General features: G+C 36.2%; 10 protein-coding genes. 4 read left to right on the forward strand and 6 right to left on the reverse strand.

The genetic code is table 11. The features are described from left to right. Positions 1-154 precede the first annotated feature (154 nt). A complete protein-coding gene (locus AC4BB7_RS16165) occupies positions 155-496 on the reverse strand; it encodes a YlbF/YmcA family competence regulator (protein WP_069654996.1) in 342 nt (113 codons plus the stop codon). 68 nt (positions 497-564) lie between these two features. After that, a complete protein-coding gene (locus AC4BB7_RS16170) occupies positions 565-2727 on the reverse strand; it encodes a PBP1A family penicillin-binding protein (protein ID WP_490483716.1) in 2163 nt (720 codons plus the stop codon). 520 nt (positions 2728-3247) lie between these two features. Here AC4BB7_RS16170 and AC4BB7_RS16175 point away from each other — a divergent pair. The 3 genes from AC4BB7_RS16175 (at position 3248) to AC4BB7_RS16185 (ending at position 6172) form a co-directional block, all read left to right on the forward strand. Next, on the forward strand, positions 3248-4204 hold the full coding sequence (locus AC4BB7_RS16175) for an endo-beta-N-acetylglucosaminidase (RefSeq protein ID WP_490483717.1): 957 nt from the start codon (positions 3248-3250) through the stop codon (positions 4202-4204). 340 nt (positions 4205-4544) lie between these two features. Next, entirely contained in the window at positions 4545-5279 is a 735-nt protein-coding gene (locus tag AC4BB7_RS16180) for a methyltransferase domain-containing protein (RefSeq protein ID WP_490483718.1), read from the forward strand. Positions 5280-5311: 32 nt separating this feature from the next. Continuing rightward, positions 5312-6172 (forward strand): RluA family pseudouridine synthase, encoded by an 861-nt coding sequence (locus AC4BB7_RS16185; protein ID WP_490483719.1) that lies wholly within the window; start codon positions 5312-5314, stop codon positions 6170-6172. Between the two features lie 114 nt (positions 6173-6286). Here AC4BB7_RS16185 and AC4BB7_RS16190 read toward each other — a convergent pair whose 3' ends face one another. The 4 genes from AC4BB7_RS16190 to AC4BB7_RS16205 form a co-directional block, all read right to left on the reverse strand. Next, positions 6287-6817 (reverse strand): DUF5067 domain-containing protein, encoded by a 531-nt coding sequence (locus AC4BB7_RS16190; RefSeq protein ID WP_490483720.1) that lies wholly within the window; start codon positions 6815-6817, stop codon positions 6287-6289. A 118-nt stretch (positions 6818-6935) separates the two neighbouring features. Then, positions 6936-8444 carry a phosphohexomutase domain-containing protein gene (locus AC4BB7_RS16195; protein ID WP_490483721.1) on the reverse strand — a complete coding sequence of 503 codons (1509 nt, stop codon included), beginning with the start codon at positions 8442-8444 and terminating at the stop codon, positions 6936-6938. Positions 8445-8481: 37 nt separating this feature from the next. Beyond that, on the reverse strand, positions 8482-8937 hold the full coding sequence (gene argR / locus AC4BB7_RS16200) for an arginine repressor (protein ID WP_086314480.1): 456 nt from the start codon (positions 8935-8937) through the stop codon (positions 8482-8484). Positions 8938-9089: 152 nt separating this feature from the next. Next, positions 9090-9887: a helix-turn-helix domain-containing protein gene (locus tag AC4BB7_RS16205; RefSeq protein WP_490483722.1), complete on the reverse strand. Its 798-nt coding sequence runs from the start codon at positions 9885-9887 to the stop codon at positions 9090-9092. An 88-nt stretch (positions 9888-9975) separates the two neighbouring features. Between AC4BB7_RS16205 and AC4BB7_RS16210 the strand changes: the two genes are divergently transcribed. After that, positions 9976-12162, forward strand: a complete 2187-nt coding sequence (locus AC4BB7_RS16210) for an alpha-galactosidase (RefSeq protein ID WP_490483723.1) — start codon at positions 9976-9978, stop codon at positions 12160-12162. Positions 12163-12259 lie beyond the last annotated feature (97 nt).

Genomic DNA, 12259 nt, shown 5'->3' on the forward strand with positions numbered 1-12259 from the left:
TATTTTATATCTTTATTTTTTTCAAAAAATACTATTTTTTTGAACAAAAAAAAATAATCCCGCATAGAAGTGGGATTTACTACATTTTATTTGATAAAAAAACGTTAAAGTAATATATGGATTCAATCCACTTAATACTTTAACGTCTTTTTAATTAATCGTTATACAAATCGCGAATCGGTGTCATGATAATGCGATTCAAATCATTTACGATCAAGCTGAAAGCTTGTTCTTTTTGCATCAATTGGTTGATGACTTCTGCTTTTTGAACTTCCGTTGCTAGTGCTTGAGCTTTCTCTGCATCTTCTTCTGAAAATTCTTCACCGCGCATTTGTTTTTCTTGTAATCCTTGTTGGAAGGTTTGGAATTCTTTAAATAATTTGTACGCTTCTTCGTCTGCTTTTACATCTGCGTATGCTTGTTCTAACGCTTTAAATTCTTCCATTTCACGGATTTCGCGTTCTACTTGATTGGCTGTATCATAAATATTACTCATTCAATCTCCCTCATTTCTATAAATTCTTCTATTTGATTGTACCATTCTTTGATTCGTTTTCAAACCGATTATTGTCCTGTCAAACCACCGAAGAAGTCTTTCAAACCATTTTTAGCATTGTCCCAGCCTTCTTTAAGTTTTCCACCGATATCTTTGGCACCTTCTTTCACTTGGCCACCGATATCTTTGACACTTTCTTTCCAAGCATCGTTGTTTTCATTCGTTGGCACTTCGCCTGCCGGCTGTACAACACCACCTGTTGCATAAGCATCAGCTATGGTAAATGGTGTTTGCGCTGTATAAGGTAAAATCCCTTGCGTTTGGCTGCTGAAAACGGTGGAAGCATGTGTAGCACTGCTCCCTTGTAGATAATGACTTTCACTTGTTTGTTCAAAGCCTAACCACGTTGCAACCACCACATCCGGTGTGTAGCCGACAACCCATTGGTCATTGGTTTTATCTGTATCAAAATTTGTTTCTGTCGTTCCAGTTTTCCCAGCCATAACATATCCTGCTGGATCAGCATTCATCCCAGTTCCTGAGCTAAAGACACCTAAGAGCATACTTGTCATTTGATCCGCAGTATCTTTTGTGATGATTTGTTTCGTTTTGGCATTCGTGTTATCTTCAATAACTGCTCCTGTTGAATCAACGATTTTTGTGATTAAATGTGCCTCTGATTGGACACCGCCATTAGCAAACGCACTGTAAGCATTCGCCATCGTCAACGGAGAAACCCCTGTTTTCAAACCACCAAGTGCTAAACCGTAATATTTATCTTCTTTGGCTAACGGAATACCGAATTTTTCAGTCTTCTCAAAACCTTTATCCAATCCAATTTTATGCAATGTCCAAACAGCAGGTAAATTCAAACTTTCACCTAATGCTTGATACATCGTTACTTCACCGCTATTCGTCCGACTATAGTTTTCAGCAGGATAGTAATCTTGCGGTTTGTCTTCTAAAATACTATTTGGTTTCATTCCAGATTCTAATGCTGGTGTATACACCGAAATAGGTTTCAAGGATGATCCTGGAGAACGTTTAGTTTGAGTCGCAAAGTTAAAGCCACGGTATACGTGTTCTCCACGACCACCTACAACACCTTGGACACCACCAGTTTTTGGATCAAGTGCAACGGAACCACTTTGAACCATTGCGCCATCTTCGGCATTTGGTGGAAATAATGCATCATTGGCATAGGTTTGTTCCATCGCCTTTTGATAATTTTGATCTAATGCTGTATAAATTTTGTAGCCTTTATTCAAAAGATCCTCTTCTTTTAAGCCATACTTATTGACCGCTTCATCGATGACCGCATCGAAGTAATATGGATATCTGTAATCTGAATTTTGATCAGAATAATTGTCAATCAGCATACTGCCCATGTCAATATTTGCTTGAGCATCGGCTTCACCTTGAGATAATTTGCCATTATCTACCATCAACTGTAAAACTGTATTACGGCGATTCACGGCATTTTCAACATAGTCGATTGGATTATAAATACCTGGTCCTTTCAACATACCAACTAAGGTCGCTGCTTGACCGACTGAAAGTTCACTCGCACTCACAGCAAAATATTTATGCGAGGCATCTTCGATTCCCCAAACACCATTACCAAAGTATGAATTATTCAGGTACATTTCTAGAATCTGCGATTTATCATATTTTTTCTCGATTTCGATTGCTAAGAATAACTCTCTTGCTTTACGAGTCATTGTTTGTTCTTGTGTAAGGTAGGCATTTTTGGCTAGTTGTTGTGTAATCGTACTACCTCCACCACCGCCACCGATCATGCCTAAACTTAGTTTTCCGACAACCGCCCGTAAAAGTCCTTTAATATCGTATCCATGATGTTTTTCAAAGTTTCGATCTTCCGTTGAGATCAATGCATCTTTAACATAAGGCGAAATTTGATCAATAGTAACAAACGTTCCTTTTTGACCAAATAATTTTCCTGCTTCATCACCATTTTTATCATAAATAACAGTAGATTCTTCCAGCCCTTTTTTTAGTGCTCCTACATTTGCTGATTTAGCTAGTGTAAATAAGTAAATACTGGCCACTAAAACCACGACCATCCCTAAAAGCAAAATAATTTTATTGATTTGATATTTTTTCCAAATTCGCTTCCGCCAATGGTGAAAACGAACAAGGTATGGTTTGATCCAAGCCCAGAAGCTTTGAAAACCAGATTTTATTTTTCCCATAATTGTCTTAAAGTCCATAGTGCTCCCTCTTAATATAAAAGTTTCTAAGCCATTTTAACATAGATCATAGCTTTTATTCATACGGCTTTAGCATGAATATTGTACATAGATTTTGTTTTGCTTATTTTACCATGCTTTTCTTTTATTTTTATGTAGAAAAGTTTAAGAATCCATCAAGAAATCGATGATTTCGCTTGTTAAAATAGCGTTTAGAAGTACATATTCTTACTTTCGTTAAAAAAAAGTGCTAAATTAGCATAACTTTGATCATAAAAAATTCATATTTCTCCTTTATTATACAAGTATACCAACAAACAACCCTAACAAAACACTTTTTCATTTTTTAACTCCTTTTTCCCACTCTTCCCCAAAGAGTGGGTCTCTTTTTTTGAGAAAATTTTCAAGCAAAATGGAAAACAATGAAACTTATACCTAGATGGCCAATAAAAAGCACTCTAATTGTTATTCTAGATTTTTTTGTGCTACACTTTTTTCGAAATGTAAACGCTTTACAAAAAAACGAAAGAGGAGTGTTTTTATGTCTAAGAAGTTCACTTTTTTACTTATTCCGATTTTCTTTTTACTAAGTTTTAGCCTATTGCCGAATCAATCTAATGCAGCGCAAGTCAATCAAAAAGATCCTATCATGATGGCTTATTATCGCACTTGGCGAGATGTTACCATGCCTCACGATGCAAATTCAACCTTGCCTGATCAAAATGTTACAGCTATGACAGATATTCCAGAAGGTGTAGATATTGTTTCTGTTTTCCATTATGTAAATCCAGGGACTGATCAACAGAAATTTTGGGATACATTGAAAAATACTTATGTGCCTACTTTACACGCAAGAGGAACCCGCGTGATTCGCACGATCGATATTAGAGAAGTGTGGAATGTCCCACATGTAGGTACGACACCAACGGCGGCGGAATATGACAAATACGCTCAACAATTGATCGATACTTATCTGACACCATGGAATTTAGATGGGTTGGATGTTGACATGGAATCTAGTTTGACTGCTAAACAAGAAGAAATGGCTGTTGGGACTTTCAAAGCCTTGTCTAAAAAATTAGGCCCAAATTCCAATACTGGAAAGTTATTGATTTATGATACAAATAAAGATAATCATTCTTTATTCAAAAAAACAGCTTCTTACTTTGATTACCTATTCGTCCAAGCTTACGGTCGCTCTGCTGCTTCTTTAGACACTACGTGGAATACGTATAAAACGTCGATCACACCACAACAGTTCCTTCCTGGAATTTCTTTCCCAGAAGAACAAGATCATAATCGTTGGAATGATACAGTGGAACCTTATCAAACAAGCCGAGCTTACGCTTATGCGAAATGGAATCCAAAAGATGGTCAAAAAGGCGGAATGTTTGTTTACGCAATTGATCGAGACGGGAAACAATTTGGCGATGATACAATCACCAAAACCGATTTTAACTGGACAAAACGCTTGATCAATACCATGAATGGTAACTAGTTAACAAATTTTGTGTGAAACTTAAACACTTTAGAAAAGTTTTACAGTTTCAGATAACTTAATACACAAAAAATTCATATTTGGTTTGTATTATATATGTATACCAACAAACAACCCTAACAAAACACTTTTTCATTTTTAACTCCTTTCCCACTCTTCCCCAAAGAGTGGGTATTTTTTTGCTTTAAATTATTACATCTGATATTAACAAGCTACTTTATAAATGTACTTAATGACTGAAGCGAAATTTTCTCTTTCCGAAACTTGCTCTATTACATCCTCCTCATTCACGTTGACGGATTTTACTTTTTTGATAAACTTAAAAGTAAAGGAGATAAACATGAATAATGCAAAAAATTATTTTAACATGGTCGATCAAACACCTTGGGGGAAATTATTTTATGATATTGTATTTTCCCAACTAAAAGAGCATACAAAGACTAATTTAAAGATACTTGATTTTGGTAGCGGTCTTGGCAAAACAGCTAACTATTACGCTAAATATCATACAGTATACGCTTATGAACCTGATAGAGATATTCTTGAATATGCCTACCAAGACCAGAATTATCAACAACTACATATGGATTTTACAGATTTCATTCGCTTCTTAACTGATTGCAAATTATCCTTTGATTTAATTTTATGCCATAATGTACTTGATTATATTGAAAATCAAGAAGAAGTTATTTTAAGTCTATCTAAATTTTTAACACCTACTGGAAAAATATCAATCATTAAACATCAAAAACTAGGACACCTTGTCAATGACGCTGTCTTCAATGATGATCCTGAACTAGTATTGAAAAAACTAGATGGCCTTCCTACTCAAACAAGCTTCGGAAAAATCAACTATTATACCCAAGAAGAATTAGCTCAGTGGCTAGCACCCAGCTCAATGAAGTTGGTTGAGGTCATGGGAATTAGAAATTTCTATGCTTTAAGCCAAAATAATCAGATAAAATACACAAAAAATTGGTATGAAAATATGTTGAAGCTAGAACTACAAGTCTGTAACAGAGTTGAATTTATTCCTTTAGCCTTTTTTAATCACTTGATTTTTCAAAAAATATAAATTAGTTAAACTACAATAAAGGTGGAAAACAAATGGAATTATCCATCCAATTACCGAAAAATTTTAAAGAGCAAACCGTTCGAGAATTACTTGAACAAGAATGGCTTGTTCCTCGCAAAGTACGACACTTTTTACGCACTCGAAAAAACGTTTCAATCAATGGTGAGTCAGCCTTGTTTCATTTCCCTGTAAAAAGTGGCGATATTGTTACTTTACAGTTTGAACCAGAAGATTATCCAACACCAACGATTCTTTTAGGAAACAAGCTTAACATTGAGGTCTTATTCGAAGATGAACACATAATTATTTTAAATAAACCAATCGGGATGAAAACTCATCCTAACCAGCCTGATGAACATGATACGCTCCTTAATCATTTAGCTGCTTATTTGGCACCAAAAAAACAAATTCCATATGTGGTTCATCGACTGGATAAAGAAACTAGCGGCGCAATACTATTTGCTAAAAATCCTTTCGTTTTACCGATTTTAGGACGATTACTGGAAAGCAAACAAATCTATCGACGTTATCAAGCGGTGGTTTCAGGTAATCTAAAAGAATCTTTGACCATTCGAAAAAAAATCGGGCGTGATCGGCATGATCGCCGAAAACGTGTGGTTGATGAACGACGTGGAGATATAGCTGTGACTCATGTTGACGTTGATTCTTATGTGAAACAATCAAATCAAACAACTGTTTATTGCGTTCTGGAAACTGGAAGAACCCATCAGATTCGCGTACATTTAACAAGTATTGGGCATCCGATCATTGGTGATCCGTTGTACCATCCAAATCCTGTTGGGCGTTTGATGCTTCATGCTTATGAAATGCACCTAGTCCATCCATTTACTGGAGAGACAATTGTGGCAATTGCTGAACCAAGTCTATGGTAAGTTAAAAAGCTAGGAGAGAACTTTATTGTTCTCTCCTAGCTTTTTACTTATGGGTAACACAAAAGTACCTTATATTGTGCACCATCTAGTCGTTGTTTTTTCACCACTGTTTTATTATTGCAATTTAAACTCTTTGCTTATTTCAGGTTTTCCAAAGACTATAGATTGTCCAATTTCGATCGTAACTGGTGAAGTCGTATCTCTTAATTTATATGCCTCACGGATTGTAATTGTAGCTCCTGGTTGTATTTCTGTACTCGCTCCATTAAATTTAGTTGGTTCTAGCAAGTCGATTAAACGTGCTCGTTTTATTCTAATACCATTTTGAAAGGCTTTATCCGATACTGCAGATACGAAAGTAGTGTTTTCTTCACTATTATTTGTAAAGTCATAGGTAACTGCGATAATATATGAGTCATCGTAATACTCCAGAACTTCGTAGTCATCGTAAATCGTTACTTCATACTCTCCAAGGTTACCCGAGATGCTCGTAATAGATTCACCCGTTTTTTCATTTATCAGAGGCATTTTGTCTTTTCTTCCCTGACCACTTCCAACTTCACTAGTAGATATACCACATGCAACAACTATCAGTGAAAATACACTCAGAAGTCCAAACAAACTTATTTTTTTCAAGTGGTTCATGTTCTCACTCCTTTTTGATATTTTAAATTAAATTGTATCAAATTAAACAGGAAAGAACTAGAACACCTTAAGAAAGTCATAAGCGCAAATAGGTAGCATGCTTCTTTTCCAGCGACAACTATCTTGTTAATTTCGTCAAATCCAACTGTTTATACCCTTCAAAGAAACCAGTTAAGTCTTCTAAAACCTTTCGATTCATCCCAGCTTGATCATTTTCAACTTGTAAAACCAACAATGGTTCATGCAAACTCATCCGCAGTAAAAACCACCCACTGCCATACTCATCATAAACATTGACTCGAATTCCTTCATGATTTTCAGGATCGATTTTCATCCCTCGTTGACTTGTAACAAAACCACTTAAATCTCGAATCACTTGTTCACCATAATCACGAACATGACTGTCCAAGATTTCAAACCGTAATTCTTGGGTTTCTGCGGGTTGTTTTAATGAACTGATCAACTCCCCTAGCGTAGAACCATCTTTTTTTAATTTAGGTAACAGCATCAGGATTTTAGCAATAACGTAGGCACCATCATCTAAATAGTAGTTTTCTTTAAAAGCTGCATGTCCGCTTGTTTCAATTGCTAATTGTGTATCGATTCCTTCAGCATTGAGTTCGATCATTTTATTGATTACATTACGATAACCAGAAATATAGCGCACTTGTTTACCGCCAAGGGATTCGATAAACTCTTTTAAATGACTTGAAGTTGGTGAGTTTGTCACAATGCTGCTACCTGAATATTCAGCCAAAACGATTGTCGCTAAAACAGCAATCAGATTATTTCGGTTGATCACTTCGCCAGATGCATCTACAACGGCAGAACGATCCACATCTGTATCAAAAATCACACCTAGATCAGCTTTGTTTTTCAAGACTGCTTGCTGTATGCTTGTCATGGCTTCTTTATTATCTGGATTTGGAATATGATTTGGGAACATGCCGTCAGGTTCTAAAAATTGTGAACCTGTGATATCCGCTCCAAGTTTGGCTAGGACTTTTTCAGCAAAGAAACCGCCAGCGCCGTTTCCCGCATCCACTATAATATGAAAACCAGATAAAGGTTTTGCTTCTGTTGTTTTCATGCCTTTACGAATTTTATTCGTTAAATCAGCGGAATAATCATCTAAAATCGAAGTTTTGGTTACAGAACCTTTTGCAACAAGTGCAGGTTTGTCTGCGTGTTCTAAAATATAGGCAATATCCGCTTTTTCTGATCCGCCAGATTTCGTGAATAACTTCAATCCATTAAAATAATAAGGCAAATGACTCGCTGTAATCATAATTGCTGCATCACAATCATATTGCGGAAATTGAGTAGCCATAAACATGGCTGGCGTTGTCGCTAAACCAAAATCTAACACTTTGACATTTTGCTCAACGAAACTGTCGATTAACGCTTGTTTTAAGCTATCTGCTGATATACGACTATCATGACCGATACCGATTGTTAATGTTCCCGATTGATGTTTTTCAGCTAAGTTTTTCTCATCACGAAGCCAATGAACCATTCCTACTGCAATTTCCCCGACTTGCGCTGGGGTTAAGTTCGCGATTTTCTCCTCATGATCTACTGCTATCCCTCTTATATCTGACCCGTTTTGTAACGCTTTCAAATCCATGTAACCAAATCTCCCTTCATTTTTTGATTGGTTTTGCTTAATCCATCATCGCTTCAAAACGTTCAACAACAGCGATCGCGTCATCTTCTGAGCGAGCAATGATAATGATTGTATCAACTCCTGCAACAGTCCCTGCAATTTCTTCATAACTGACTTCATCTAAAAAATTAGTAACGACATCTGCTGCACCCATATCTGTGTGAACAATCACCATAAATTGAACACGTTCCATCCGAATCACTGAATCTTTCACGGATTCCTTTAGCTTATCTTCACTGCTGGATGCTTGTTGTTGAGAGAATAAAGCATACTTCACGCGACCATCTGAGCCGTGGGTTTTAACGATACTCATCTCGCGTACATCTCTTGAAACAGTGGCTTGGGTTGCTTTAACGCCAGATTGTTCAAGACGTGCAATCAGATCATCTTGGGTTTCTATTTCATTTTCTGTGATTAGTTGTTTGATCAAGCGTTGTCGGTCTGCTTTTTTCATGTGTCCACTTCCTGTTTTGGTTATTTTCTTTATTATAGCGAAAGTCGAGAAAAATTGCATTTCTTTTTGGTAAAAATTACTTTATTTATGAAAAAATAAGAAAATCCTTCACTACAACTTAACTTTACAGCATTCACTTTCCGATTCGTTGACTATTGTGGAAAATAAATTTCTTTTTGGTTTCTGTACTCACTTGGAGACATCCCCATCTCCTTTTTAAACACTTTACTAAAATAATTTCCCGTTGAAAACCCAACTTTTTTCGCCACTTGGCCAATTGCTTCTTCTTCCCATAATAAAGACAGGGACTGAATAATTCGTACCTGTTTTAAATAGTTTATGGGGGATGACTTGTAGACTTCTTCAAACTGACGAATCAATGTATACTTTGATATCATGTATCTCTCAGATAGGAAATCTAAACTTATGTCTTCAAAATAATGGGTATCAATATATTTTTTTACTGCCTGAATTCCATCCGTTTTTTGTTGAATTTCTTTCTGGATTGCTTCCTTAATATCCAAAAAAAGCGCAAATGATATTTTAGCATTTTGTACTGCACTCAACTCACGATCTTTTAGATCAATCACAACGCTTTTAAGCCTTTCAAGCAAATCCATTGATAATTCTATAATAGAAATCGATGTATCCAACCATTGCGTCATTATAGCTGAAAATTCGATAAATAAAAAACGCCACTCCTCACCAAAATAGCGATAATTGCCAGGTATTTTAGCAAAAAAAGCGTTGTTTTCCCTGAGAGCAATTTTTCTCCCGCCCATTTCTAAGAAACCTTCACCTGTTAATGTCACCTGCAAAACAATCATCTGTTCTTTTCGAATACGAGCATCCCAATTATAAGTACTACTGCCCTCACCTATACCAACTCCACGAATGATCGGCAAATGGTGATCATCTGTATAATGGAATTGACGAACAAAATTCTGCAATTTATTACCCTCCTTGAAATTATTTCGTCTTGTCGATTCCTATTGTACTCGATACTATGTATATAATAAACGAAAAGGAATGATTGACATGACTATCTCTTTCGATAACAAACAAAACATTTTCCATCTAAGCAACAATACAATCAGTTATATTATAGGTGTCGAAAAAGGAAAATATCTTACCCATAGATATTTTGGACCTTATTTAAGCAGCTATCATCAAGTCAACCAGTTACAACATATCGATCGCGGTTTTGCTACAAATCCGATCAGTGAAGAACGAACATTTTCTTTAAACACATTGCCTCTTGAAACGAGCACACAAGGAAGTTTGGATTATCGGGTGAGTAATTATCAATTTCGAAATTCAGAAGGTTTTCGAATCACAGATTTTGTGTATGATCGCTTTGAAATTTCGCAAGGGAAGTCTCCTTTAAATGAGTTACCTTCATTACGAGGAGAAACACAGCAAACGTTAGAAATCTACCTTATCGATCCTGTCCAATCCCTTGAAATGGTTCTTCGGTATACAATTTATGACGATCTCCCAGTCATTACGCGCAATGTTGAGTATCGAAATAATGGATTACAGCCTATTTATTTGGAAAATGCAGGCTCCATGTTGCTAGACTTACCACGTTCTGATTTTGATCTATTAACTCTTAATGGTTCACACACCAATGAAGCGATGATTCATCGGCAACCACTTCATCCAGGTATTCAAAAAATAAGTTCGACCAGAGGAACGAGCAGTCCGCAACATCATCCGTTTTTAGGACTTGCCGACCGCTATACAAATGAAGATCAAGGACATGTTTACGGATTTCATTTTATTTACAGCGGGAATTTTGTGGCTCAAGCCGAGGTTGAACAATATGGAAGTACACGTATTCAGATAGGAATCAATCCAGAAACGTTTGAGTGGAAATTGATGCCTGAATCTAGTTTTCAAACGCCAGAAGTCGTGCTAAATTTTAGTGCCCAAGGATTTAACCAACTTTCTCAAACATTTCATAAATTGTACCAAACGTATTTAATACCTGAATATTGGCAAGAACAGGAGCGACCAATTTTGCTTAATTCATGGGAAGGGAATTATTTTGATTTTACAGAAAAGGACTTAATTAACCAAGCACAACAGGCACATGATTTAGGGATTGAATTATTTGTTTTAGATGATGGCTGGTTTGGTCAACGAGAAGATGATACTACGTCTTTAGGCGATTGGTTTGTCAATAAAACCAAACTGCCCAATGGCATTGAACATTTTGCAGATATTCTACATCAACAGAATATGAAATTTGGTTTATGGTTTGAACCAGAAATGATTTCTGTGAAAAGTCGTTTATTTGAAGTGCATCCTGAGTGGAGTTTACAAGTACCTGACTATCCTCAAACCCAAGGAAGACAACAACTTGTTTTAAATTTAAGTTTACCCCAAGTTCAAGATTATCTTATTCAGGTATTAAGCGATTATCTTTCTTCAAATAAAATCGATTATGTAAAATGGGATATGAATCGACACTTGACTGAAGTTGGTAGTTTTATTTTACCGAATGATCAACAAAAAGAAGTGAGTCATCGATATGTTTTAGGACTGTATCATATTTTATCTGAAATAACAAAACAATTTCCACACGTATTATTTGAAAATTGTTCGAGCGGCGGTGGACGATTTGATCCTGGGATGGTCGCCTATATGCCTCAAACATGGACAAGTGACAATACGGATGCATTATGTCGGACACAAATCCAATACGGATACAGCTATCTTTATCCACCTATTATGATGGGGGCACATGTTTCAGATATTCCCAACCATCAATTAGGCCGAAATACACCATTAGAAAGCCGATTCCTAATTGCAATGAGTGGGAATTTCGGCTACGAACTAGCCATAGAAAAACAGTCTCCCGAAGTATTAGCAGAAATAAAAGATCAAATTACTTTTTATAAAAAACATCGGAGATTATTGCAATTTGGGCAATTCTATCGAATCAAAGAATTTGATTCGACTTATGCTACAGCTTGGTTATTTAAAAATGAAACAGAGGCATTACTTGTTTACTCCAATGGTCTTGCTGAGCCCGCTCAACCTGTACAATATGTAAAGACAAACTATTTAGACGCATCTGCACACTACAAAGACACGGAAACGGGAAACATATACAGCGGTAGTGAATTAAATCATGCCGGAATACTCGTTCCAAGAATAAAAGGCGATTTCCAATGCTTTTACAAACATTGGACTGTGCTTGATGAACTAACTAAATAGTCTCTACAATACATTTTCAGAATCAAAACAGCCCAGAAAAATAGGTCAACGTCTACAATAATGTTTTTTACTATCCTTGCAGACATTGACCCTTTTT

The organism is Enterococcus sp. AAFC-DPL-5182 (assembly GCF_058216605.1).